Annotated in this window: 26 protein-coding genes; 2 read left to right on the top strand and 24 right to left on the bottom strand. The window is 29.0% G+C overall.

Annotated features, from left to right (window positions below; genetic code table 11):
* Positions 1 to 36: 36 nt before the first annotated feature.
* Positions 37 to 1,233 (bottom strand): type II secretion system F family protein, encoded by a 1,197-nt coding sequence (locus ABF633_RS10615; RefSeq protein ID WP_415523678.1) that lies wholly within the window; start codon positions 1,231 to 1,233, stop codon positions 37 to 39.
* A complete protein-coding gene (locus ABF633_RS10620; protein WP_415523679.1) occupies positions 1,220 to 2,710 on the bottom strand; it encodes a GspE/PulE family protein in 1,491 nt (496 codons plus the stop codon). The genes ABF633_RS10615 and ABF633_RS10620 overlap by 14 nt, the downstream gene beginning before the upstream one ends.
* Positions 2,711 to 3,025: 315 nt before the next feature.
* Here ABF633_RS10620 and ABF633_RS10625 point away from each other — a divergent pair, with 315 nt between their 5' ends.
* The gene (locus ABF633_RS10625) at positions 3,026 to 4,189 is read left to right on the top strand and encodes an iron-containing alcohol dehydrogenase (RefSeq protein WP_415523680.1); all 1,164 of its coding nucleotides are present in this window, start codon (positions 3,026 to 3,028) and stop codon (positions 4,187 to 4,189) included.
* A 256-nt stretch (positions 4,190 to 4,445) separates the two neighbouring features.
* Here ABF633_RS10625 and ABF633_RS10630 read toward each other — a convergent pair whose 3' ends face one another.
* The 8 genes from ABF633_RS10630 to ABF633_RS10665 form a co-directional block, all read right to left on the bottom strand.
* Entirely contained in the window at positions 4,446 to 5,414 is a 969-nt protein-coding gene (locus tag ABF633_RS10630; protein WP_415523681.1) for a metalloregulator ArsR/SmtB family transcription factor, read from the bottom strand.
* Positions 5,415 to 5,601: 187 nt separating this feature from the next.
* Positions 5,602 to 6,312 (bottom strand): ABC transporter permease, encoded by a 711-nt coding sequence (locus ABF633_RS10635; protein ID WP_415523682.1) that lies wholly within the window; start codon positions 6,310 to 6,312, stop codon positions 5,602 to 5,604.
* The gene (locus ABF633_RS10640) at positions 6,284 to 7,120 is read right to left on the bottom strand and encodes an ABC transporter ATP-binding protein (RefSeq protein ID WP_415523683.1); all 837 of its coding nucleotides are present in this window, start codon (positions 7,118 to 7,120) and stop codon (positions 6,284 to 6,286) included. The genes ABF633_RS10635 and ABF633_RS10640 overlap by 29 nt, the downstream gene beginning before the upstream one ends.
* Before the next feature lie 14 nt (positions 7,121 to 7,134).
* Complete coding sequence (locus tag ABF633_RS10645; RefSeq protein ID WP_415523685.1) at positions 7,135 to 7,947, bottom strand: ABC transporter permease; 813 nt, start codon at positions 7,945 to 7,947, stop codon at positions 7,135 to 7,137.
* A 145-nt stretch (positions 7,948 to 8,092) separates the two neighbouring features.
* Positions 8,093 to 8,878 (bottom strand): aminotransferase class IV, encoded by a 786-nt coding sequence (locus ABF633_RS10650; RefSeq protein ID WP_415523686.1) that lies wholly within the window; start codon positions 8,876 to 8,878, stop codon positions 8,093 to 8,095.
* Between the two features lie 88 nt (positions 8,879 to 8,966).
* Positions 8,967 to 10,325, bottom strand: a complete 1,359-nt coding sequence (gene pabB / locus ABF633_RS10655; protein WP_415523687.1) for an aminodeoxychorismate synthase component I — start codon at positions 10,323 to 10,325, stop codon at positions 8,967 to 8,969.
* Positions 10,326 to 10,334: 9 nt separating this feature from the next.
* Positions 10,335 to 10,916, bottom strand: a complete 582-nt coding sequence (locus ABF633_RS10660) for an anthranilate synthase component II (RefSeq protein ID WP_415523688.1) — start codon at positions 10,914 to 10,916, stop codon at positions 10,335 to 10,337.
* 146 nt (positions 10,917 to 11,062) lie between these two features.
* Positions 11,063 to 12,148: a hypothetical protein gene (locus ABF633_RS10665; RefSeq protein WP_415523690.1), complete on the bottom strand. Its 1,086-nt coding sequence runs from the start codon at positions 12,146 to 12,148 to the stop codon at positions 11,063 to 11,065.
* Between the two features lie 479 nt (positions 12,149 to 12,627).
* Here ABF633_RS10665 and ABF633_RS10670 point away from each other — a divergent pair, with 479 nt between their 5' ends.
* The gene (locus ABF633_RS10670) at positions 12,628 to 14,358 is read left to right on the top strand and encodes an Rqc2 family fibronectin-binding protein (protein WP_415523708.1); all 1,731 of its coding nucleotides are present in this window, start codon (positions 12,628 to 12,630) and stop codon (positions 14,356 to 14,358) included.
* A gap of 176 nt (positions 14,359 to 14,534) precedes the next feature.
* Here ABF633_RS10670 and pyrR read toward each other — a convergent pair whose 3' ends face one another.
* The 14 genes from pyrR to ftsW form a co-directional block, all read right to left on the bottom strand.
* On the bottom strand, positions 14,535 to 15,068 hold the full coding sequence (gene pyrR / locus ABF633_RS10675; RefSeq protein WP_415523691.1) for a bifunctional pyr operon transcriptional regulator/uracil phosphoribosyltransferase PyrR: 534 nt from the start codon (positions 15,066 to 15,068) through the stop codon (positions 14,535 to 14,537).
* Positions 15,069 to 15,302: 234 nt separating this feature from the next.
* Complete coding sequence (locus ABF633_RS10680; protein ID WP_415523692.1) at positions 15,303 to 16,220, bottom strand: RluA family pseudouridine synthase; 918 nt, start codon at positions 16,218 to 16,220, stop codon at positions 15,303 to 15,305.
* Positions 16,207 to 16,665, bottom strand: coding sequence for a signal peptidase II (gene lspA, locus ABF633_RS10685; protein ID WP_415523693.1), 459 nt, complete (start codon positions 16,663 to 16,665; stop codon positions 16,207 to 16,209). Before lspA ends, ABF633_RS10680 begins: the two co-directional genes overlap by 14 nt.
* 142 nt (positions 16,666 to 16,807) lie before the next feature.
* A complete protein-coding gene (locus tag ABF633_RS10690; RefSeq protein WP_415523694.1) occupies positions 16,808 to 17,419 on the bottom strand; it encodes a TraR/DksA C4-type zinc finger protein in 612 nt (203 codons plus the stop codon).
* Between the two features lie 150 nt (positions 17,420 to 17,569).
* Positions 17,570 to 18,259 carry a 5'-methylthioadenosine/adenosylhomocysteine nucleosidase gene (locus tag ABF633_RS10695; protein WP_415523695.1) on the bottom strand — a complete coding sequence of 230 codons (690 nt, stop codon included), beginning with the start codon at positions 18,257 to 18,259 and terminating at the stop codon, positions 17,570 to 17,572.
* Between the two features lie 53 nt (positions 18,260 to 18,312).
* A complete protein-coding gene (locus tag ABF633_RS10700; RefSeq protein ID WP_415523696.1) occupies positions 18,313 to 18,924 on the bottom strand; it encodes a DivIVA domain-containing protein in 612 nt (203 codons plus the stop codon).
* 14 nt (positions 18,925 to 18,938) lie between these two features.
* Positions 18,939 to 19,709 (bottom strand): RNA-binding protein, encoded by a 771-nt coding sequence (locus ABF633_RS10705; RefSeq protein WP_415523697.1) that lies wholly within the window; start codon positions 19,707 to 19,709, stop codon positions 18,939 to 18,941.
* A 77-nt stretch (positions 19,710 to 19,786) separates the two neighbouring features.
* Positions 19,787 to 20,245, bottom strand: a complete 459-nt coding sequence (locus tag ABF633_RS10710) for a cell division protein SepF (RefSeq protein WP_415523698.1) — start codon at positions 20,243 to 20,245, stop codon at positions 19,787 to 19,789.
* Between the two features lie 19 nt (positions 20,246 to 20,264).
* On the bottom strand, positions 20,265 to 20,927 hold the full coding sequence (locus ABF633_RS10715; RefSeq protein WP_415523699.1) for a YggS family pyridoxal phosphate-dependent enzyme: 663 nt from the start codon (positions 20,925 to 20,927) through the stop codon (positions 20,265 to 20,267).
* 147 nt (positions 20,928 to 21,074) lie between these two features.
* The gene (locus ABF633_RS10720) at positions 21,075 to 21,800 is read right to left on the bottom strand and encodes a DUF881 domain-containing protein (RefSeq protein ID WP_415523700.1); all 726 of its coding nucleotides are present in this window, start codon (positions 21,798 to 21,800) and stop codon (positions 21,075 to 21,077) included.
* A 13-nt stretch (positions 21,801 to 21,813) separates the two neighbouring features.
* Complete coding sequence (locus ABF633_RS10725) at positions 21,814 to 22,152, bottom strand: small basic family protein (protein ID WP_415523701.1); 339 nt, start codon at positions 22,150 to 22,152, stop codon at positions 21,814 to 21,816.
* A 61-nt stretch (positions 22,153 to 22,213) separates the two neighbouring features.
* The gene (locus tag ABF633_RS10730) at positions 22,214 to 22,975 is read right to left on the bottom strand and encodes a DUF881 domain-containing protein (RefSeq protein ID WP_415523702.1); all 762 of its coding nucleotides are present in this window, start codon (positions 22,973 to 22,975) and stop codon (positions 22,214 to 22,216) included.
* Between the two features lie 11 nt (positions 22,976 to 22,986).
* Positions 22,987 to 23,745 (bottom strand): cell division protein FtsQ/DivIB, encoded by a 759-nt coding sequence (locus ABF633_RS10735; protein ID WP_415523703.1) that lies wholly within the window; start codon positions 23,743 to 23,745, stop codon positions 22,987 to 22,989.
* Between the two features lie 180 nt (positions 23,746 to 23,925).
* A complete protein-coding gene (gene ftsW, locus ABF633_RS10740) occupies positions 23,926 to 25,038 on the bottom strand; it encodes a putative lipid II flippase FtsW (RefSeq protein ID WP_415523704.1) in 1,113 nt (370 codons plus the stop codon).
* Positions 25,039 to 25,175: the final 137 nt, after the last annotated feature.

Below are 25,175 nucleotides of genomic sequence, written 5' to 3' on the forward strand. Positions count from 1 at the left end.
ATAGCTAATCAGTATTCTATATTTATTTTCAGATTCTTAAACTGCCTGCATTATTTTTAGCATTGGCAGCATTACTGAAATTACAACTATACCAACTATAAAAGATAATATTATTATCATAGCCGGTTCTATACTGCTTATAATCTTTCCTAAAATATCTTCTATATCATCATCGTAAATATCTGCTGCAAGCAGCATCATATCCTCTAAATTTCCAGCCTGTTCTCCTAATGCCATCATAGAAATAGTAAACTTAGGAAATACATTTAATTTATCCATAGTTTCTGCAATACTATTTCCCTTTCGTATATCTACCATTGCTTTTTTTAGTTCTTTTTCCACATATGCATTATCTACAACCCTGCTTATTATATCTATAGAATTTATTAAATTAATCCCACTTTGTTGTAATATTCCAAAACATCTAGTAAATCTGGAACCCAGAATTTTTTTATAGAAATTTCCCAATATAGGTATTGATATTTTCACCTTATCAAAATATATCTTTACCTTTTCAATATTGAGTGCTTTATATATTAGAAATATGAAAAATATTATTATAAATATAATGCCTACCCTATTTTCAATTAAAAATTTACTAAAATTCATAAGCATCATTGAATATATAGGAAGGTCCTGTCCAAGACTCTTAAATGTATCCCTAAACATTGGAATAACGTTAATTTCCAAATAAAAAAATATTGTCACAGATGTAATTAGTAATATTATTGGATACACCATTGCAGATTTAAAACTTCTTTTAATTTTAAATTCTTTAAGATAATATTTAGACATACTTTTTAATATGGTATCCAAATTTCCAGATTGTTCACCTAGATTTATCATCTCCATATAAAAGTTTGGATAACTGTTTTTATATTTAGATATACTATCGTAAAAACTATTTCCCTTCTCCAAATCTTCTTTTATATCTTTTATATTTTTTTTAAGTGCTCTACTATAGGTTTCTTCTGAAAAAATATTTAATGCTTCTGATATGTTAAAACCAGCTGACAACATAGAGGATAATTGTCTTGAAAAAACAGAGATGTCTTTAAGATTTATTTTTGAAAAATGCTTTAAATACGTTGATTTATGAATGCTTTTGCACTGAAGAAGGTAATAACCCTGTTCTCGTAATTGAAAGGATAAATCATCTTCATTTTTATAATAATTTAATCCCTTAAAACTTTTTCCGCTATTATTAATTGCTCTAAACTTAAATAACTTCATTAGAATACTCCTCATTGCTATATATGGTATTCCTGTACTCATGGATAGTAGTAATTCCATTTTTAATTAAAGTCATGCAATTTTGTCTTAAGGTTTTCATTCCTATTCTCATACTATATTCTCTTAATTTTTCCGTACTTACACCTTCATATATAAATTTCTTCATTTCATTGTCTATTTTCATTATTTCAAATATTGCAATTCTTCCCAGGTAACCTGTATCGTTGCATTTTGGGCACCCTTTACCTTTAAATAAATATTGTTTTTCTTTTAAATTGCATATTTCTCTTTCTACAGCATCAGGCACATATTTTTCCTTGCAATGTGGACATATTTTCCTTACTAAACGCTGTGCAATAACTGCTATTAATGCATCTGCCAACAAGTAGCGCTGAACTCCCATATCCATAAGTCTCAGCACAGTACCTGGTGCATCCTTTGTATGCAGAGTACTTATTACTAAATGACCTGTTATTGCTGCTCTAACGGCAACTTTAGCGGTTTCCTCATCACGTATTTCACCTACAGATATAATATCAGGGTCCTGACGAAGCAAGCTTCTAAGTCCCGATGGGAAAGTAAGTCCTGCTGCTTTATTTACATTTATTTGATTTATATTGTCAATGGTAAATTCAACGGGATCTTCAATAGTTACTATGTTTTTTTCTTCTTTGTTTAATTCTTTTAGAATAGAATAAACTGTACTGGATTTGCCGCTTCCTGTAGGTCCACATAATAAAATTATTCCATTAGGCTTGGATATAATATCCCTTATAATAGAAGAACTGCTGTAAGCCAATTCATTCAAGGAAATATTTTTTATGGTTTTGTAGAGAACTCTTATAACAAATTTTTCTCCATATATAGTTGGAATGGAAGATACCCTGAAATCATAGCCTGACTCATCTTTAATATAGTCTATTTTACCATCTTGAGGTATCATTCTGAGAGTTATATTCATTTTAGCCATAATTTTTATCCTTATGCTGATACTTTTATAAGCAGCCTTCGGCAACTTCATCAATTCCTGTAACCTGCCATCCACTCTTATTCTTATATATAAATAATTTTTAAATGGTTCAATATGTATGTCACTGGCTTTTCTGGCAATAGCTTGAGTAATAATTGAATCTATCAATCTTACAGAAGGTGAATCACTTACTTCACTATCATCAATATTGTCATTTAAACTTTTAACTTCAATATCTTTTTCCATTTCTCTTATAGCTTTTTTACTATCTTTCATTTCATAGAAAAGCTTTATATAGTAAAGTATCTGATCTTTACTAGCTTTAAAAGGGACTATATTCTTTTGTGTAATGAATCTTAAATCATTTAACGCTGCTGAATCTAATGGATTTTCCATTGCTACAAATAATTCGCTCTCATTTTCTTTATATGGGAAAACACAGTGCTTACAAGCTATGGATTTATTTATAAATTTTATTGGATCAGTGGATATCTGAAAATTATCCAAATCTATAAATTCATCTGAGCCATTATAAATTTCTGTTGATTTTTTAAACTTATTTTCTATAATTATCTTCTCCTTTAAACTTCATATTTTCTTCTATTATTTACCATATTTTATTTTCCTAATCAATGAAAATAAAATTTTTTTGACAAATAAATTTTATTATATACTCTTATGTGAATTTCTTTTAAAGCTTAAGTTAAATTACAGATCACTGTTAATGAAAATAAACTCTTGTTTTACATATATTACAATAGTAAAATTTATATATGGACTAAAAAAATCAAATTCTAAAACTAAAAGACTAGAGGTGTTTTAATGTTAAATTTTAATTATTCTATTCCAACTAAAATTTTTTTTGGTAAAGGTGAAATAAGTGCTTTGCCTAACCAAATACAAAAATACGGTTCAAAAATACTTCTTGTATATGGTGGCGGTAGTATAAAAAGAAATGGTCTCTATAATGATATAGTGAATAAATTGAAGGAAAATTCTATTGATTTCTGGGAACTTTCCGGTGTTGAGCCAAATCCAAGAATAACAACTGTAAGAAAAGGTGTTGAAATTTGCAGAGAAAATAAAATAGACATTGTACTAGCAGTGGGTGGAGGCAGTTCTATTGACTGCGCCAAGGTTGTAGCTGCTGGATATTATTATGAAGGAGATACCTGGGACATTGTTAAAAATCCAAGTAAGATTTCTAAAGTACTTCCTATTGCAAGCGTATTGACCTTAGCTGCAACGGGTTCCGAAATGGATATCTTTGCAGTTATTACAAACATGGATACTAACGAAAAATTAGGAACCGGACATGAGGACATGGTTCCTAAATTTTCAATATTAGATCCTACCTATACCTTTACTGTACCTGCTAATCAGACAGCAGCCGGAACAGCTGATATTATGAGCCATATTTTCGAAGCATATTTCAGCAATACTAAAGGTGCATTTTTGCAAGACAGGATGGCTGAAGCACTTCTTAAAACCTGCATAAATTATGGGAAAAAGGCAATTGATGAACCTGAAAACTATGAAGCACGAGCAAATCTAATGTGGGCTTCCAGCCTTGCTATAAATGGGCTATTAAGCTATGGCAAGCACAAAAATTGGTGTGTACATCCTATGGAACATGAACTCAGCGCCTATTATGATATTACTCACGGCGTTGGCCTTGCAATTTTAACTCCTTACTGGATGAAATATATTCTAGATGACAGTACTGTAGATAAATTTGTAGAATTTGGCATAAACGTTTGGGATATCGATCCAAATAAAGATAAATACGATATAGCAAATACTTCTATCAATAAAACTAGAGAATATTTTGATTTACTTGGAATTCCATCAAGACTAAGTGAAGTTGGCATCGGAGAAGACAAACTTGAAGAAATGGCAAAGCAGGCTGTAAGAAAGGGTAAAATAGGAAGTTTAAAGCCAATAGATGATAAAGATGTTCTTAATATCTTTAAAGCTGCTCTATAAGTCTATATATAATAAAGTATGGCTTTCCATTAAAGTCATACTTTATTGTTATAACTATTGTTTGCTGCACTATTTTTAATATTCATACTTAATTAAAACTCAATTCCTTAAGTAGTCCATCACTAAATTAATAAAGCTTAATTTTCTTATACATGTTGCATTAGAATTGTTCATTTAACAAATAACATTTAGATATCAGCTATTTAAATGAAATAAATGATGAATATAATTTATTTCAGCATATATATTTAAATTATCAATCTAAATATTCATATATAGATAAAGGTATTCTATCTATAAAAAATGTATCTAAATAATAATAAATATAATTACCATTTCTCTCTTTATGTAGAATTTCAGCTTCGTATAAAATCTTTAAATGTTTTGAAATGCACGCTTCTGTCAATTTTAATTCTTTTGCTAAACTCTGTGTTGAATGCTTGGTTCCATAGAGTTTTCTCACTATCTTTAATCTTGTCTTATCTGATAAAGCCTTCATTAACTTAATCAAATCCATAGGTACATTAACTACTTCCTCCTGTAAATGTGCAAAGGCAGTAAATTGAACCATATGATCATCAAAATCCATTAATAAATGAGGATTAATAAAGCTGCTTATCCTTATGATTACTGTTTTTAGAGCATCAAAACATACTGTAAATAATTTATATTTATGAAATATAAAGGCTTTATCTGTAACTTCAATCCTGCTGTGCAATTCATTTATATAATAAAGTATTCCTTTCTTTAGACACATTTCTGCATTTCTTTTCAAAGAACGTATTAATAAGGGTTCAATAAATCTAAGCTCCTTTTCAAAATAATTTATATAATATTCTTTCATACTTCTTAACATTTGCTTTCTTGAAATATCATTAAAAGTATCCTGCCTATAATCATTATATTTTGAGAATATGCTATTAAAGGCTTTTATATCTAAATCCTCCAAAAAATTTATAGAAGCCATAATATTGAACTCATTGCATTGTTCATAGATGTTGCAAAAGTCCATGATAGCACACCATTCGCAGGTTTTTTCTTCGTATTCCATTAGATCTTCATACAATTTATCTGGCAATTGATTTTTTATTTCTTCTGCCCAAGATACTCTTTCCAAATGATGTTCTGGCTTAAAAAGTACATGGAGGCTGCACAACATCTCAAAAAGTGGTGAATAAACAAATTCGATATTCCAATTTTTTTCTTTCACACAATTAATTTTCATATTTCCTCCGTGTAAACTATTTTACTAACCAATTTTATCTAACTATATTTATATTCATACTAAGGTTAGCCAAATTATACTTATACCAATTTAGAAAAACAAACAAGACAAAATTTATACTATATTCACACTCTCTTTAGGAGAATATAGTATAAATTGCTAGCCATTTGCTAAATTGTAACATATTCTAAAACAAAGTCATATTACCCGTTATTTTAGCGTGCTTCTCCCCTTGAATTAGGCAAGTCTCTATAATTACAAATAATAATATAATTATAAATACACTTATTCCAATGAACCCTCTAACTTCATATAAGCTTTCACCATTTAGAAATACTTTTCTTATGGCATCCAAAGCATAAGTTAATGGAAATATGAAGCTTAGGAGCTTGGCCCAAAAGGGAAATACCATAGTAGGCACTTTGACTCCTGAAAATATTTCCATGGGCTCTTCTAATATTGTAAATAGAAATGCTGAATCCCTTGAAAATAGAAACATAGAATTTAAAAACATTCCCCACATTATAGCTAAAATTATCATAATTACAAAGACTATACAAGCAGCTAAAAAATTAATATTAAAATATTGCCGCTTTGTTAAAAACACTATTAATGAAAATACTGCCATAACCCATACACTTTCAAATAGTGAAGAAAGTGCATTTCCCAAAATTATTCCAAATCTATTTGCTGGTGACAGATATATAAATTCTAAAGTTCCATACATCCTTTCAAAGGAAAAATTCCATGCTGATTGCACAAGTGATCTAAAAAAACTCATGCATATATATCCCAAAAGTATAAATATCAATAGATTTTTTTCATTTAAATATCCTATAGTACTGCTGTTTAAATTAAAAGGTTTAAAGCTAAAATAAGAAGCTATAAATCCAAGCATTGGCCAGATAAAAAGCGAAACATAAATTATATATTCTATTATGTATATCTGAATCTATAGTATTAATTTTTAAATTTAAAGTTCTGCTTTTTAATCCAAGCATAGCTAACTCTTTTGTCGTTCCTTTTTCAATAATTTCTCCTTTATTTAAAATGTAAATATAATCACAAAGTTCCTCAATCTCATCCATATAATGGGAGGTTAAAAGAATTCCTTTGGCTTCTTCATGAGCAATTCTTTTAATATGCGCTCTCAGCTCCTTTGCAATTACAGCATCTAATCCAAGGGTAGGTTCATCCATAAATATATAATTAGGATTATTTATAAGACCTCTGGCAATTTGAAGTCTTTGCTTCATACCTTTTGAATAATTTTCTACAGGAGTATCCTTCTTTTCAGTGATCCCTACTAAGTCAAGCAATTCATCAATTTTTTCTGAAAGAAGCCTATCCTCAATACCATAAATCTGTCCATAATACCAAAGATTTTCTTTTCCTGTGAGTCGCCAATATATCATTCTTTCTCCGCCAGCTACCATGTTTATTATCTTTTTAACCTCTAAAGGTTTTTTTACTACATCTATATCATCTATAGTTATCTTACCTGAGGTTGGTAATAATAAGGTAGATAACATCTTAATAGTAGTAGTTTTACCTGCCCCATTTATACCAAGTAGACCTATTATCTTGCCTTTTTCTATTTCCATATTAATATCTTTAACAGCCTCTAAATATATTTTCTCTGATTTTAAAAAACCTTTTCTACGCTTTATTTCATATACTTTCCTTAGATTTTCTACTTTAATCATTATACTGATACCTCCTAGGAATGGATTTTTTCAAGTGCAATATATTCAATTCTCTTTATTAATTTAAATCCTACAATACAATATACTGAACTTAATATAAACACATAGATAATTTTACCTAACTGTTCCCTTATACCAAGTCCCAATAAGGTGGAGCATCTTATCAAGGTAACCGAATCAGTTATTGGTATAAACTTAGATATTACCTGAACACCTTTAGGCAGGTATTCCATGGGAAAGCTTATGCCGCATAATAAAAACAATGCTAAAAAGAGAGTATTCTGAGAAATGTATGTATCTCTAAAATAAAGCATTATGGATGCAAGTATCATAGAAACAGAGAAAAAGGAAAATAAACTAATCATAGCTACCACTACAAAGGAAAGAAGATTAAAATTTAAAAACTTTAATCCAAACACTGTACTTATTATTACAGCTATGCTTATTTCAACACTGGTGGTAATAGTTTGCTGAAGCATATTTCCAATAAAATACTGGATTCTATTAAAAGGTGTAACCATTAGGCTTTCTAAGGTTCCTTCCCTAAGTTCTGTCATTAGACTTCTACTTACATTTAAGCATGTCCTAACCACATATAAATAGACTGCCGTACCTACTATTACATAACTTACATAATCTCCAGTTCCAGCATAACTCCTAAAAGAAGAGTTCATGCCGCCTTTAAAAAGTAAATTATACATAAAAAACGCAGAAATTGACGTATAAATTCCCGTTAAAAGATTGCCTATAAAAAATTCTTTTGGATATGCTCTGAGTTGAACAATAAAATTTCTGACAAAGGTAGCATATAGTGTTTTTAGTTTCATAATCTATACTCCAATCTGATTAACTAATTAGCTAATTATTATCAAGGTTTCCTTAAGGTGAATAGATTATAGAGAGGATTTAATGTTTTGTCAATAGAATTATTATTTTACTGCAATAAAGATAAAAAAGGCACACAGAGTAAATTTACTTTGCGTGACCAATATAAGACTTGTAATCATTTATAATATTATAGACCTCTTTTTCTTTAAAAGTCCTGTTTTCAAATTTAGAAACTGGCATAATTCCCATAACACTATTAGTTAAAAATATTTCATCGGATTTTAGCAATTCATTCTTACTAAATTTGCCTTCTACTACAGAATAATTTTTTAATATATACTTTCTTATAGTTCCATTAAGCAGTCCGCAATTTACATCAGGTGTATATATATTATTATTTTTTATAAAAAATATATTGGATACACTTCCCTCTGCAATTTCATTGTCTGAATTTAAAAACAAAACTTCATCATAACCTTCTTCTTTACATTTTCTATGTTCTAATATGTTATCAAGATAGTTTAAGGATTTCAAATAAGTAATAACAGAGTCCTTATTTCTTCTAAGGTTGCTTACTTTTAATTTAAATCCTTTATTATACATATCTTCTGTATAATTATTTTTTCTCCATGTAAAAATATTGTTTTTTTCACTGACAACTAATTTTAAAACTCCATCCTTAAATTTTGATTCTTTCAGTGCATTTATTACTTCTTTTTCTTCTATTTTTTTATCTATTCCAATAGTTTTTAATCCTTCATTTATTCTGTCTATATGCTCCTTTAAAAATAGAATTCTATTATTGTAAATCAACATAGTTTCAAAAAGACCTTCTCCAAAATAAAAGCCATTGTCTATGTATATTTTATTTTCCTTTAATTCATTATTTATAACCATAAAACTCCTTCTTTCCCTATTACCAATTTTCATAGATTGATCTTTTATAGAAATAACTTTAGCTTAATGTGCAGGATTCTCCTGTCCTCCATAGTCAGGAGATAAACAACGTATATTCATATTAATTAGATAAGCATCTCATAAGAGCCTTTGCTTTATCTAAAGTTTCCTGATATTCATCTTCTCTTATTGATTCCCAAGTGATTCCTCCACCTACTCCAAAATAGGCTTTTTTATCTTTCATAACTATAGTTCTTATAGCTATATTTAGATCCATATTTCCATCAAACCCTAAATATCCAATACATCCTGTATATAAATTTCTTCTTGTAGGCTCTAACTCCTCTATAATTTCCATAGCTCTTATCTTCGGTGCTCCTGTAATAGATCCACCGGGGAAACAAGCCTTAAGACAATCTAAGGCTGTAAATTCATCCTTCAATACACCAGTTATAGTAGATACAAGATGAAATACAGTGCTGTATTTCTCTAATTTAAATAATTCTGTAACCTTTACAGAATCAGCCTTGCACACTTTGCTTAAATCATTTCTCTCAAGATCTACAATCATAAGTAATTCAGACTTATCCTTTTCACTTTCTAGAAGTGCCTTTGCATTTTCAAAATCCTCACTGGCATTTCTTCCTCTAGGTCTTGTGCCTTTAATAGGTCTAGTTTCTACTATTTTATCTTTAATTTTTAAAAATCTTTCTGGTGAAGAGGATATTACACTAAAATCTTCTATATTTAAAAAAGACGCAAAGGGAGCAGGATTTATATATCGTAATTCTTTATATACCTCATAGGGATCTTTATTTGTTTCACAAGAAAAGCTTTGAGTTAAATTTGCTATATACACATCTCCATTTTTTATGTACTCTCTTAATTTATCTATGGAAACTAAATAATCTTCCTTTGTAAAATTAGCTTCAAATTTATTTTCTTTTCCTTCTAAATATGTACATATAATTTTATTTCCATTTCTTATTCTTTCCTTTATGTACTTAATGCTTTCTTTTGAATCTTTTAATATACCCAAAGCAGTTATATAGATTTTATTTTCCAAATTATCCTTGATTATAGTATTATCATAAAAATACAAATAGACCTCTGGTATTTTCATGTTGTTTACTGCTATTTCTGGCATCTTTTCAAAGCTTCTTCCTAAATCATAAGAAAAATACCCCATAGCCCCTCCTATATAGGGAAGTCCAGTATTATTATTTATTTTATAATTTTTCATTATCCTTTTTACAACTTCAAATGGCTCGTGAGTATCTTCCACTTTACCATCTATAAAACATTTATTATCTTCGTATTTGAAACTGCTAAAGACATTTATTCCTATAAAAGAGTATCTTCCTAGATTATTATGGTCTATACCACTATCCAGAAAAGTCACTGTCTTATCTTCCTTAAACAGTGAATATATATCAAAAGCATCTAAATTGGTGTTTATTTCTTCCATTAAAAAATTCATAATTCCCTCTTATACTATATAATTTTTAGCTTCCTGTAGAAAATTTTGCAACATTTTATATCCATCTTCAGTGAGCTCTGCTTCAGGATGGAATTGGACTCCCTCTACTAAAAATTCTTTATGTCTAATCCCCATTATTACTCCATCTCTAGTTTCAGCAGTTATATTTAAACAAGTGGGAAGATTTTCTTTACTTACCACAAGAGAATGATATCTGGTAACTTTTACTGGATTTTTTATATTTTTAAAAACACCTTTTCCATTATGATATATTTCAGATATCTTTCCGTGCATAGGTTTTTCACCCTTTATTGTTTTCCCTCCAAAGGCATAGGCAATAGTCTGGTGACCAAGACATATACCTAAAATAGGTATTTTCCCACTGAATTTTTTTATTATTTCAACACATATGCCTGAATCCTCCGGTCTCTTTGGTCCAGGAGATATTATTATACCCTGTGGTTTTATATTTATTATATCATCTATAGTAATTTTATCATTTCTATAGATTTGTGTATATTCCTTTAAATTTTCAAGATATCTTACCAAATTGTAGGTAAAAGAATCATAGTTATCAATCATTAAAAACATTTTATTTCTCCCATATAAATATAATGCCCTCATCATGGCTGTTTTCATAGATCTATTCTATCACAAAAGTACACAGTACTGAATTTGTCAGACTAAAAAAATAAAATTAGCAAGAAAAAACAACTTCTGCTCTTCTCGCTAATTTTTCATCTTAAATTTTGAATTATATGATATGCTCCAATTTTGTTTGTTATTAGATTAACTGAATTATTATCACTTAAGTACATGTATATATTATTACCATTAGTATCTAATCCGCAGAAATAGAGTTTTCCTGAATTATCTATTGCCATTCCTCCAGTTTCATCCACTAATTTAGGGAAATCATAGGTTATTCTTTTTAAAGATTTATCGCCTAAAGTCAATTTATACACAGAACTGCCATTCTTATTATTCTCTTTTCCAATAAAATAAACTATATCGTTTTTACTATCTATAACATAATCTTCAATTTTATCTATAGTATTGCCAATTAATATTGACTTATTAAGGTTACTGTCATAATAATACATATTATTTGTATCTATATTGTTCTCTATATAAATAAAACTTCCATTAACTGTCGGAGCAAAAAAAGTACAGTATCCATTAAATTTATCAAATACTATCTTTCTTGTAGAGTTTTGAAAATCATAGCTATAAATTTTACCATAATCCTTTTCTCCTGATTGAACTCCATAATATAATAAATTATTTTCAGAGTCCCATCTATATAAGTCTCCAGATACTATTACATCCTTATCGAAATCAATTTTCTTCCCTGTAGAAGTACTGTAAACACTTAAACCCTCAGCAGCAAAAGGAGAATCCTGTGAAAAACTTCTAAGAGCAACTCTTTTACCATCAGGTGACAAACGTAAATCCGCATATGAGTACTCATCTTTCATATTATCTTTCTTTCCTTTGAAAACAATACTAATATAATTTTTTGTAATATTAGTTCCCTGAGAAATAATATTAGTATACATTGTCACGTTATCATTTGTATTATAAATAATATTTGAAATATTATTTATAACTCCTGCTTCTTTAAGAGCTTTATCATTTATACTATAAATTTTTTCTCCTGTTTCTTCTTTAGATAGCGCCATTATTTCACTAAATTTTATACTCTCTTCTGTATTACCACTTCTCTCTGTATTACCTTTTTTATTCCCGCCATCACAAGCAGTAAATTCCAACATAAAAATTGCAATAAAAACAAACATTATAGATTTTTTTAAAATTTTCATGTAACCTCAGTTGCTCCTTCAAAAATAATTAATATAAGATCATATTATCTTCATTCTTTATCTTTACAAATTAAAATATCACTCCCTCACATTATATTTATTTTATTTAATTTACATTACTAAACATCAGCAAAAAGAACACTTTGTTTTATTTGAATATGCTCAACATTAATGCTATACTAAAAAGGTTAAGATTAATTAAATTAATCTTAAACTAATAATTAATTTTCTTTTTCACAAAATAATAATAATAAATTTTATGCTTAATGTATACAATTTTTTATAATATTTTACTGAAATAAAGAATTTTACTATATCTAGACATGTGAGAATAAATAGCAAGTACAAAATAGGACGTATATTTTGTATAATGATAGTGATATATTACAGCATTCTGTTAATGCAGTATGATACAAGATAGACTGGTATACTTATTGATTATTTATTCGAATATGCCTTACATGGAAGGAATGATTTTAATGGCACTAGATGGAATATACATATATAGCATTCTATGCGAACTTAAGAACAAGTTTATTGGCAGTAGAATAAGCAAAATAAATCAACCAGAAAAGGATGAATTAAATTTTCTTATAAGAGGAATTGATAATAAAAATTATAGACTTTTAATAAGTGCTAGCTCCAGCTACCCTAAAATACATATTACTAAAAACAGTAAACAAAACCCTCTTACTCCCCCTATGTTTTGTATGGTACTTAGAAAATATCTTTTGAATGCAAGAATAGTTGATATAAGACAGATATCAACAGATAGAATACTAATTTTTGACTTTGAAAGCGTTGATGATTTAGGTTTTAATAGCATATATTCCTTAATTGTAGAAATAATGGGCAGGCACAGTAATATAACTTTAGTAAGGGCAAGAGACAATATTATCATGGACAGTATAAAACATATCACTCCTGAGATAAACAGATTTAGATCCCTTTATCCTGGAATTGAGTATATATATCCTCCTAAAAGTGAAAGACTGAATCCCTTTAATTTCTCAAAGGAGGACTTTTTAGCTTATCTATCTAATAATAATATTTCTATTGACGAAAATATGTGTTCTAAAGTCTTTATTGGCGTAAGCAAGCCTCTTTCAAGAGAGATTATGTTTAGATTTCACTCAAATATAGAACTAGACAATATTACCTCTAATAAAGCTTATGAATGCATAAATAATTTTTTTACAGATCTAAAGAACTGTAAATTTTCCTATAATACTTATTCTCAAAACGATATTATAAAAGAATTTTCCTGTGTAAAGTTAACCAATTTAAATGCTATGGATGAGACAGAATACTTCTCTTCATCGGAATTATTAGAAAACTTTTATTTTGAAAAGGATAGAGCTGATAGACTAAATAACCACAGTATAGACCTTCAAAGAATTGTTAACACCAATTTAGATAGATGTCTAAAAAAGGATGAAATACTAAATCAGAAATTAATAGAATGTGAAAGTAAGGACAAATATAAATTATATGGAGAATTACTTACTGCTAACATATATGCTATAAAAAAGGGAGATAAAAATATAACTTTGCAAAATTATTACAGTGAGGCACTTGAAAACATAACTATAAAATTAAATGAAAATAAAAGTCCCTCCGAAAATATTCAAATTTACTTTAAAAAATACAATAAGCTTAAAACCACAGAAAAAATGGCAAAAATACAATTAGAAGCAAATTCTAAGGAAATTGAATATCTTCAATCTGTATTTACTAATATTAAAAACTGTGAGGACTATAATGAAATTGAAGAAATAAAAAAAGAACTTATTGAAACAGGATATATAAAATTCAATAAAAAAAATAACAAGAAATCGCCAAAGGCTTCAAAACCTTATCATTTTGTATCCAGTGATGGTATAGACATTTATGTTGGAAAAAATAATTTTCAAAATGACTATCTTACATTAAAATTTGCAGATAAGAGAGATATTTGGATGCACACTAAAAATATACCTGGTTCTCATGTAATTATTAAAAATTATGGTCCTATATCTGATAAAACTCTAGAGGAAGCTGCTGGACTTGCCGCTTATTACAGTAAAGCAAAGCATTCTAATAATGTAGCTGTAGACTATACAGAGGTTAAAAATGTAAAAAAGCCTTCAGGTGCTAAACCTGGTATGGTTATATATCTGACAAATAAAACTATCAATATTATGCCTAAAAAACTTGATCAACACAAGTAAGTTGTTGATAATAAAATAATAAGGACACTATGAATTGGGATTATTTTCATAGTGTCCTTATTATTACAAATTCTTTTTCATTTTATCCATTTTTGCTATCTAAAAAAATCCAATATGTTCATTTAATTTTGCATTTGTGCAGATAATATATAATAATGTTTCAATTCCACTTAAATTTACAGTTCGTATATGCCTACAGAATCTTTACCATCTAATTCTGAAACTCTAACTGCTATAACTTCGCTATTAGAGGTTGGAACATTCTTTCCTACATAATCCGCTCTTATTGGTAATTCCCTATGTCCCCTGTCTATTAATGCAGCAAGCTGAATCATCTTAGGTCTTCCACAATCTATAATAGCATCTATGGCTGCCCTAGCAGTTCTTCCTGTATGAAGTACATCATCTACCAATATAATCTTTTTATTTTTTATGTCTAATTTTAATTCCTCTGTATTAACCACAGTTTTATTATCATTCTTAAGGTCATCTCTGTATAAAGTTATATCCACACTAGCTACAGGTATAGCGTTACCCTCTATTCCTTCTATAATCTCTGCAATTCTTTCTGCTAAGGGAACTCCTCTTCTCTTTATACCAATTAAAATCATATCTGCGGTACCTTTATTTTTTTCAATAATTTCATGAGAAATTCTAGTTAAAGTTCTCTTAATAGCTTTTTCATCTAATAATACGGCCTTAAGCTTCATACATTATTCTCCCCTTTGGATTATCAATAAAATATTTTTATAAACAAATATAGAAATATTATACTCATATCTGTAATTTATGAATTCTACTGTTAAAATTAAAAAACCTTAACCAAAAAACGGTTAAGGAAAATTATCAATTAAATGGAACTAATAATATCCTTATGACCTCTCGGGTACATTTAAAGGCTATTCATTGATTGAGAATAAAGACATAATATCATACAATATTTTTTATTTCAATTCATTTTTTAAAATATCTATAATTCTAGTAAAATAAATAGGTAAAGCACTTTCAAATTCCATATATTTTCCATTAGAAGGATGAATAAATCCTAATTCCTTTGCATGAAGCATTTGTCCTTTTAGATTAAATCTTTGTTTTTTATATCCATAGACAGCATCTCCCACAAGAGGATGACCAATATGTGCCATATGTACTCTAATTTGATGAGTTCTTCCGGTTTCTAACCTGCACTGAATTAATGTATTATTTTTAAATCTTTCTATAACTTTATAATGGGTAACTGCATTTCTCCCATCCTTCACTACACTGATTTTAATTCGTTCCACCGGATGCCTGCCAAGAGGTAAATCCACAGTACCTTCATCAACTTTTATTAATCCTTCTACTAATGCTAAATATATTCTTGTCATTGTATGTTCTTTTAATTGTTCTGCTAAAAATTTATGAGCTCTATCATTTTTAGCCACCACCAATACCCCTGAGGTGTCCTTATCTATTCTATGAACTATTCCTGGTCTGTTTACTCCATTTATTCCCGATAAGTCCTTACAATGATATAATAAAGCATTAACCAAAGTACCTGTATAATTACCTGGCGCTGGGTGTACTACCATCCCCTGAGGCTTATTTATAACTATCACATCACTATCTTCATACAATATATCAAGCTCTATATTTTCTGCTGCTACGTCTAGTTCTTTATTTTCAGGAATGTTAATACATACCTCATCATTAATTTTCAATTTGTAATTGCTCTTTTTGCATTTGCTATTTACCTGAACGCCGCCCTCTTCAATTATCCCCTGTATATAACTTCTTGACTTGTCTTGAAACTTTGTACTAACAAATACATCTAATCTTGTATTCTCTTCATCCTCTTCTACTTTAAAATTAAAGTATTCCATTATTATCATCCTTAAATAGACATAATGCAAGCAGTATAGTTCCTACTACCACAGACATATCAGCTACATTAAAAGTTGGAAAACTGTAAACATCCTTGTAGTGAAAATATATAAAATCCACTACGTATTTATTCACCAATCTGTCATACATATTGCCAAGAGCACCGCCAATTATAAAACTTAAACTTATTCTCATAAGCTTATTTTTAGGTTTGTATTTAAATATAAAATATATTATTCCTATAACTACAGCTACAGTTATTACTAATAAAAAATTAGTTTTTCCCTGGAATATACCCCAGGCGGCACCCCTGTTTTCTAAATAAGACAAGCTAAATATATTTTTAATGATAACTACATCATTGTTGTCTTTTAGAGTTTTTAATGCCCAGATCTTACTTAATCTATCAATTATATTTACTATTATAATTATAATTATCTCCACATTTATCCCACCTTATCTCTACTCTAATAAGGCATATAAAAAAATAACAGCTTTCCATACATTTACTAGTTATTTCTCTCCTTAACTGCCTAAATTAGGCGGGAATTATTCCCGCCATCAATGAATCATACTTATAAACTTATTAATCTGGTAGTTGACTTTTATACTGATTATTACTTATTTTTTCTATAGCTTCCACGTATCCTTGCTGATCTTCGTAATCATAAAATTCCACTATGTTTTCCATTTTATTAAATACTTCCACACTTTCATAGCTGTCTTCTAAATCAAATTCTGAACTATGAAATTTATGCCCATGGCCTTTTCCAAAAGGATGCCCTATAACCTTCTCTTCCACAGGTCTATCATGTATTTCCCTTTGTTTTAAACTATTAATTTTGCTTTCGCATTTTACACAATTTTCTGCATAGGGCATAAATTCAAGTCTCCCCGTATCTATGACTTTGCCACAGGATTTACATCTTCCATAGCTTCCATCTTCAATTCTTGTCAGTGCATCATCTATTCTTCTGATTATAGATTTTTCATTTTCTCTAAAAGCCATACCCTTTTCTATATCCTGAATTTCAGTTGCTATATCCGATGGATGATTATCATAATAGGACAATTCAGAAGAGATTTCACTTTTTGAATCTATAGTCTCATTTTTAACCATTAACTCCAAAAGATCATTAACCTTTTCCCTTTCATTTATAAGCTTTTTTCTAAAATGCTGAAGTTCCTCCATTTGCATAATAACAACTCCCTTTAAGTCATCTCAAAATAAGTAACAGATTAAATATCTTGCAATATTTTCTTAAAGATGCCTGATATTAAGAAAACTCAAAATCAATAGGTTTTTAAGTTCTCCTATAAGTTATTCTGCCAAATGAAAAACATTTTATTACATTATTTTTATCATATTTTCTAGTATATATGTAGAATTTTTCACTGCTATAGGTGTAAATTTTTCAAAATCCATATGTGCACCATTATTTGCATTATCTGATATAGACCTTATCACTACAAAAGGTACCTTATTTAAATAGCAAACTTGTGCAATACTTCCGCCTTCCATTTCACAGGCAACTGCACCAAAATCCTCATTTAACCATTTAATTTTTTCTATATCTGCCACAAATTGATCTCCTGTAGCTATTCTTCCTGTAAAAAAGTTTTTTTCAAAGCTTTCACAAGCCTTTTTAGCCAGCTCAATAAGCTTACTATCACATTTAAAATCATAGGTATCAAGTCTAGGTATTTGACCTATCTTATCACCAAAAGCAGAAGTATCCATATCATATTGCACTAGATTTTCTGCAATAACTATATCTCCTGGGAAAATATCTTTTCCTATTCCTCCAGCTATTCCAACATTTATTACAGCATCTACATTAAAATCATCAATTAGTATTTGACTGCATACAGCAGCATTAACCTTTCCAATGCCACATCTTACTATTACTAAATCTTTCTGATACAGTTCGCCAAAATTAAATTCCATAGATGCTTTATTTTCTTTTCTCTTAAGCTTTATCTTTTTTAAAAGTAATTCCACTTCTTCATCCATTGCTCCAATTATTCCAATTGTCATAGTAAACCTCCTAAACTAATCAACAAAAATCCCACTTTATAGGTGAGATTTTTTTACTCTTTTACAAAAAAACTCTTTATTTCATTCAAATCATCATTAAAATTTTCTTCTTTGTCATCTAAAGCCTTTAATTCAGTGGATAAATGTTTATCATCATACTCTTCTATTTCCTTTTCTTTAACCTGCTCTGTATTGATTACATTATAATTTTTTTCAAAATCCATTTCTAAATCATTAAACATATCCAGTTGAGTGTTCATAAAATTCCTATATTTTGCTCTGAACTTTATAAATTCTTGTTTAATAGTTTCGTAATCATCACTTATTCTAAGTACTTCACTATTGGCTTTATCTATTATTCTCTGTGCGGTGTCATTTGCATTTCTCACCACTAAGTCCGCCTCTTTTTTTGCAGACTGCTTAGCTTGTTCCGCAGCATTTTGTGCCAAAAGAAGGGTATTTTGAATAGTATCCTCGATTTTTAAATAATGATCAATTTTTTCATTGAGAATAGATACTTTTTCTTTTAGTGAAGAATTTTCCTTATATATTTCTTCATAGTTATCTCCTATTTTATCCAAAAATTCATCCACTTCATCCTGATCATATCCTCTTAATACCTTTTTAAATTCTTTATTGTTTATATCCATTGAAGTTAATCTCATCTTTACCACCCCGATTAAACAAATTTTTTTATAAGGACTTTTATTCTATTTTTAGCAGTAACACCAATATCGTTCACTAATTTATATTTACCATATCCTCTTATAGTTATAGTAGTCCCAAAAGCAATATCATAATCTTTTTCTTTTTCTAATGCATAATTCAGTAATATATTACCTCTACTTATTAGCTCAACTGCTTTACTTCGAGATATATTGCATATGGAACTTACTAAGCAATCCAATCTGAGAGAAGAGACTATAACAGTAAATTCCTCAAATTTTATCTTTGGTATATTAGAACCTACAGATTCTAACTCATAAATATCACAAGAACATTTTCCTATGGAAGACAGATTATTTATCATATAACTTGATATATCCTTGCTAACTGCAACAAAGCAGGAATTATCTACTACAATTAAATCTCCAAACTTATTTCTATTAATACCTATGGACATTATGGCTCCCAAATAGTCTCTGTGGCTTAAATTATTAAATTTTGATTTATTTTCTATCTTAATAAGTTCTAATGGAAAATAATCAACTTCTTGTTCAGAAAAGGCCAACATATTTCTTTCACAATCTTCAAAAATACCATATTGTGTAATTTGCAAACCTAAAGAACCTGCTAATCTGCACACACCATTGCAAATATCAGGAGTATAAAATTCGTTGGTATATACTGTTTTTCTTATTTTAATTGCAAGATTAATTTTGTCAAAAATATTGGACAAAGTTAATTTATCTTCGCTGAAAATATTATTTAAAAATTCATTTTTATTCATTTTCTCTCTTCAATCTACATTCGGCACATTCAAATAAATAACTAGTCAGTATGCTAGTCTATTTTAAATCATATGCCTTATTTATTCCACATGAACATACTTTTTCCTGAAAGTTCAGTTTGTAATTCATTAGAAACTTCCACATTTGAAGGTGATAATATGTATACATTTTTTTCTACTTCCTGCAATTCACCACTAAGTACGTAACTAGCACCACCCATAAAATCAAGTAGTCTTTGAGCTGTTTTAGGCTCTAAATCACTGACATTCACCACTATAATCCTTCTATTTTTCAATTCATCACATATAGAGGTTGCTTCATCATAATCCTTAGGTCTTGAAATAACAACTCTTACAGAAGAAGCTGTATGAATGTTTACAACTTTATTACTTTTCTTACTACTTAGTATTGGCTCATTCACTTCTTCATCCTCTTCTCTCGGAAGCTTCATATCCTCCTGATCCTCAAATTCCTCTTCTATGCTTCCATCATCAAGACCAATAATACCCATAATTTTATTAAACATTTTTGCCATTTTGTTCTCCTCCTATTTATTATTTATTATAGTTTCTTTTACCAAATATGCCTTCACCAACTCTAATCACATTGGCTCCTTCTTCTAAAGCAATTTTATAATCATGAGTCATTCCCATAGACAGATACTCCATGGAAATATTATTATAATTCTTTTCCTTTAAGCTATTCCATATATGTCTCATTTCAGTAAAATACCTTCTGCATTCTTCTTCTGATCCTTTTGGAATTACAGCCATAAGACCTTTAACTCTTAAATTATTGCATTTCTCGCATTCCTCTAAAATTTCAGGTAAATCCTCTTTAAATATACCGGTTTTTGATGTTTCCCTTCCAATATTTATCTGAACCAGTACATTTGCTATTAAATTACCAGCTGCATATCTTTTTTCAATTTCATTTATGAGCTTTACACTGTCCACGGAATGAATTAAATGAACTTTACCAACAATATACTTTACTTTATTAGTCTGAAGATGACCTATAAGATGCCACCTAACAGAAGAATCAAATCTGTCTATTTTTTCTATAAGTTCTTGAACCTTATTTTCTCCAAAGTCTCTTATGCCCTCATTGTATGCCTCTTGAATTTCTTCCACAGCCCTAGTTTTAGATACAGCTATTAAGGTTACATTTTCAGGCAGTTGTGTTTTTATCTTACAAATATTTTCCTTTATAGACAAAATTACACCGTCTCCTTATAATATCGATATATTATTCTATTAATTAACCTCTATAGATATATTATTCTTCATAAAATAAAAAAATCCTTCATAGATTAAGTAATTTTTTTAATTTAATTATATATCATCATATTTTTCTTATAAAAATTAATTCTTGGTTTTTAAATAATTATGCCTAAGGCCTCCATCATAGCCGCCAATTTTTATATTATCACTTTGATATAAAGTAACATCAATACCTCTATTTATCATAGTATATAAATAATTATTACTTGACATCATATAATCCTTTAACTTATCCTTGTCTCCAATGGCATTTATATAAAAAGGAGAGCCAAGAGACACACCATTAACCATGATAAAGGATCCTATGCAGTAAATTTCTGTAGTACTTGCTATTCGCTGACCATTTACAGAAATAGCCTCTGCCCCAGCTAACTGCAAATCATTAACTATATAACTTACATCAAAATTATGAATTAATTTTCGCAAATCATAATTAGAATTTATAACAGTACCATTAAACGTATCTGTTCCATCGTCCAATTGTATTTTAATTCCAGGCCCCTCTACATCCATTTCTCCCGAAATAACTTTAGCATTATTTAATTCCTGCTTTAATTCCTGCTCTAAAACTTCACTGCTTTTAGTATTGTCAAATTTCTGTATCTTGTTTTGTAAATCAAAATAATTATCTCTTAATTCATTGATCTGACTGACTAAATTATTTTTATAATTATACTGATCCTGATATTGCTTTGCATTTAAGAAAACTCTTGTAGTAGTTCTAGAAAAATTAAAATTTGAAGTTATTAAAATTCCAATTATTATACAAGCTGCAAATACAAATACTGTTGATTCATTATTTTTCACTTTATCCACCTCATCACTGAGTTTTACCTCTATCCAGTAATGTTCTTCTTATTAATGCAAAATTATTAAATATTCTACTTCCAAAAACTATAACTGCTGCAAGATAAATAGGTATTCCCAATTTATCTCCTAGATATACTAATGCCACTGAAAGCACTGCATTTCCAAAGAAACCTGAAATAAATACATCTGCTCTAAATTGCTTTGAAAGTCCTGCCCTTAAAGCACCAAATACCGAGTCAAGACAGGCAAATATTGCAACTGACATATATGGTGAAAATTTATCTGGTATAGGCACATTCCACAACACACCTATTACAATTCCTATTAACAAGCCAAAAAATGCTATCATACAATCAACTCCTTAAATAATATAGTAGTCATAACCATTAATAAAAAATATCCTGCTCTAATTATTTATTTACAGATTTTGCATATTGAAAATTAAAAACTTTATTAGATTTAGGAATTTGTATATTATCACTTTTTTGCGGTGTGGCAACTGTATAAGCTGAAGAAGGTATATCTGGATTATTATACAATACTCCTGGAAAAACCATTGACGAATTAAGTGTATCCTTATTTCCTATAGCTCTTATGGTAATTGTTTCATAAGGTGAAATTCTATCACTGGTTCCTATAAATATATTTGAAACACCACCAGATGTCTTTATGCCAGTATAAGATGTCACTCTTATATTATTTATAGAAATAGCCTCTGCTCCAGCAAAGCGCAATTCATTTACTAGATTAATTAAAGCTTTATCTGTAATGACACTACTTATACTGTCAATATTTGAAGAAAAGATAGTATTATTTCTAGGTGTTATTGTTACAATAATCCCAGGGCCCTGCACATCTTCACTACCTACCAGGGCATTTAAGCTGTTTAACTCATCTACTACCTGCTTATCTGCACCACTTTTAGTAGCTGCTGCATCTTGATATTGCTTTAATTTAGTTTGAAGCTCATTAACCTTTTTATTTAAATCATCCTTTTCATTTTTTAATTGTTCAACTTGTCCAGTAATCTGTGAACTATCCCCTTGAATATTTAAGTTGGATTCCTGAAGACTTATTATTCTAAACTGATAAGCCAGCATAAATCCAAGTATACAACAGACTAATGCCACAGCTATCTGAGATTTTGCTCTATTTATATTATATCCTGTCATATTGTATCCTCCTATTTTTCAACAAAAAATACTGGATTTCCATTAAAACTTACGTCTACATACCCAGTTGAAGCCGATAAATTTCTAGCACTTATTATATTAATAGCTCTATTCAACTTTTTTGGCAAGTCTTCACTAGTACCAAGTTTTATACACATGTTATTATAATAAGCCTTCAAATCCATACTGTCAGTGGCATCTAATACTTTAATATTTTTACATACATCGTTATTAATTATGATGTTGGTAAGAATATTTATAGTATCAATCTTTTTATTATCATTAAAAGGTATTACTTTCCCAATTGAAGTTTTTGATGCATCTACACCAATAATTTTTATAAGATTCATATTGTCGATATTATCTCTTACTTCAAGTACCCTTCCATCTTTATCGATAACACTAAATTTATTATTATTTTGTATATAAAAAACCGCTTTTCTTTCAACTACATTTATATCCACTGTATTTGGTAAACTCCTATTTATGTCTACACTAAGTATATAGGGATTATTTAAAATATTATTTTTAATATTTGTACTATTCATATAAAATATGTTTGTATTTTTTTGTATACCTGACTCTTTAATTATTTCATTAGAATCTATAGTTTTATTATTTAATACATTAACATATTTTATATTAAAGTATGTTAATTTTAAACATAAAGTAATAAGTACAGCAATTAACAATATCATAGTAAAAGAAACTCTTTTAATTCTTCTTTTTTTTCTTCTCTTTTCTATAAGCTCATTTTTACTTTCTTCCATACACTCACCCGTTAGTTAGGCATCTAAAAACAAATAGCAACACAAAACTGCAAGTTATTTTTTGACTATGCCTTATTTAATATTATAATTAATGATACCACATAATACCACCTATTTAAATAATAAAAGACATTTAAATTTATAAAATTATAGCATTGCTTACAAGCAATGCTATAATTACTATTTATTAGTTTGAGAAGATATATTCAACAGAATTCCCATAGCCATTAAATTAACTACTAAAGAAGAACCTCCATAGCTGATAAAAGGAAGGGGCACACCTGTAACTGGTATAGAACCTGTAACGACAGCTATATTTATTATAGCCTGCACAGCCAGTACTGATGTAATTCCTACAGCTATTAATGTACCATACATATCTTTAGCATGAATTGCAATTTTAATGCCTCTCTGTATTAAAATTAAAAACAATATTATTATAACCACGCAGCCCACAAAGCCTAACTCCTCACCTATAATTGCAAAAATAAAATCATTATGAGGTTCCGGTATATAATAAGCCTTTTGTCTCGATTGTCCAAGTCCCAGCCCCATTACTCCTCCAGAACCTAAAGCCAGCAGTGACTGTACAAGCTGGTATCCTACATTTTTAGCATCACTCCAAGGATTTCTAAAGGACATAAGTCTCGCCCATCTATAGGGTTCTGCCTTAATAAATATAAAACCTAAAGGCACAAGAGAAAAAATTATTGATCCCAGCTGCCACCCCTTCGCTCCGCCTACATATATTATTATCAAGCTAACCAGCATAATTACAGTGGCTATGCTTAAATTTTTTTCTATGTATACAAAGCCTGCAAAGAAAGCTGCTACAAATAAATATACAACTACTGTTGGAAAAAATTTTTTGATATTTTCTCCTGTCTTCTCTATTCCCTTTGCAAGTAATAACACTACAGCATACTTTGCGATTTCAGATGGTTGAAGTTGTCCTAAAGGACCCAAAGGTATCCATCGTTTAGCTCCATTTACCGCAGGGCAAAAGAGAACTATTCCGAGCAAAATAACAGTCATAAGTATTATAATATTCGTTGCTCCTTTAATTTTATGATAATCAATTTTTTCAACAACTAGCATTATAATGATACCTATAATAGCAAAAAGTCCCTGCTTCTTTAAAAAGAACATATCATCATGAATAGTTGGATCATTAAGTGCACTATAAGAACTTGCACTATATACCATTACAACACCAATTGCCAAAATCAATAAAACTGTTGCCAATAAAACAAAGTCAACCTCCACCTTTTGGAAAAATTTTGGTTTATTCATAACATACCTCCAAAAAATTACTCAAGACAAATAAGTAAAAATAACTAGTAATAGATTTAATCAATTTCGTATTTAAAAATACTATTAGGCATGTGAAAATAAATAGTAAGTCAAAGATGCGACGAATATTTTGAATC

It is taken from the genome of Clostridium sp. (assembly GCF_047718555.1).
Classification (GTDB): domain Bacteria; phylum Bacillota; class Clostridia; order Clostridiales; family Clostridiaceae; genus Clostridium_I.

Excerpts from the sequence above, each read along its gene's own strand:
- ABF633_RS10615 (WP_415523678.1), bottom strand. The coding sequence starts at position 1,233 with ATGAAGTTATTTAAGTTTAGAGCAATTAATAATAGCGGAAAAAGTTTT.
- ABF633_RS10625 (WP_415523680.1), top strand. The coding sequence starts at position 3,026 with ATGTTAAATTTTAATTATTCTATTCCAACTAAAATTTTTTTTGGTAAA.
- ABF633_RS10630 (WP_415523681.1), bottom strand. The coding sequence starts at position 5,414 with ATGAAAATTAATTGTGTGAAAGAAAAAAATTGGAATATCGAATTTGTT.
- ABF633_RS10635 (WP_415523682.1), bottom strand. The coding sequence starts at position 6,312 with ATGCTTGGATTTATAGCTTCTTATTTTAGCTTTAAACCTTTTAATTTA.
- ABF633_RS10640 (WP_415523683.1), bottom strand. The coding sequence starts at position 7,120 with ATGATTAAAGTAGAAAATCTAAGGAAAGTATATGAAATAAAGCGTAGA.
- ABF633_RS10645 (WP_415523685.1), bottom strand. The coding sequence starts at position 7,947 with ATGAAACTAAAAACACTATATGCTACCTTTGTCAGAAATTTTATTGTT.
- ABF633_RS10650 (WP_415523686.1), bottom strand. The coding sequence starts at position 8,878 with ATGAAAATTGGTAATAGGGAAAGAAGGAGTTTTATGGTTATAAATAAT.
- pabB (WP_415523687.1), bottom strand. The coding sequence starts at position 10,325 with ATGAATTTTTTAATGGAAGAAATAAACACCAATTTAGATGCTTTTGAT.
- ABF633_RS10660 (WP_415523688.1), bottom strand. The coding sequence starts at position 10,916 with ATGTTTTTAATGATTGATAACTATGATTCTTTTACCTACAATTTGGTA.
- ABF633_RS10665 (WP_415523690.1), bottom strand. The coding sequence starts at position 12,148 with ATGAAAATTTTAAAAAAATCTATAATGTTTGTTTTTATTGCAATTTTT.
- ABF633_RS10670 (WP_415523708.1), top strand. The coding sequence starts at position 12,628 with ATGGCACTAGATGGAATATACATATATAGCATTCTATGCGAACTTAAG.
- pyrR (WP_415523691.1), bottom strand. The coding sequence starts at position 15,068 with ATGAAGCTTAAGGCCGTATTATTAGATGAAAAAGCTATTAAGAGAACT.
- ABF633_RS10680 (WP_415523692.1), bottom strand. The coding sequence starts at position 16,220 with ATGGAATACTTTAATTTTAAAGTAGAAGAGGATGAAGAGAATACAAGA.
- ABF633_RS10690 (WP_415523694.1), bottom strand. The coding sequence starts at position 17,419 with ATGCAAATGGAGGAACTTCAGCATTTTAGAAAAAAGCTTATAAATGAA.
- ABF633_RS10695 (WP_415523695.1), bottom strand. The coding sequence starts at position 18,259 with ATGACAATTGGAATAATTGGAGCAATGGATGAAGAAGTGGAATTACTT.
- ABF633_RS10700 (WP_415523696.1), bottom strand. The coding sequence starts at position 18,924 with ATGAGATTAACTTCAATGGATATAAACAATAAAGAATTTAAAAAGGTA.
- ABF633_RS10705 (WP_415523697.1), bottom strand. The coding sequence starts at position 19,709 with ATGAATAAAAATGAATTTTTAAATAATATTTTCAGCGAAGATAAATTA.
- ABF633_RS10710 (WP_415523698.1), bottom strand. The coding sequence starts at position 20,245 with ATGGCAAAAATGTTTAATAAAATTATGGGTATTATTGGTCTTGATGAT.
- ABF633_RS10725 (WP_415523701.1), bottom strand. The coding sequence starts at position 22,152 with ATGATAGCATTTTTTGGCTTGTTAATAGGAATTGTAATAGGTGTGTTG.
- ABF633_RS10730 (WP_415523702.1), bottom strand. The coding sequence starts at position 22,975 with ATGACAGGATATAATATAAATAGAGCAAAATCTCAGATAGCTGTGGCA.
- ABF633_RS10735 (WP_415523703.1), bottom strand. The coding sequence starts at position 23,745 with ATGGAAGAAAGTAAAAATGAGCTTATAGAAAAGAGAAGAAAAAAAAGA.
- ftsW (WP_415523704.1), bottom strand. The coding sequence starts at position 25,038 with ATGAATAAACCAAAATTTTTCCAAAAGGTGGAGGTTGACTTTGTTTTA.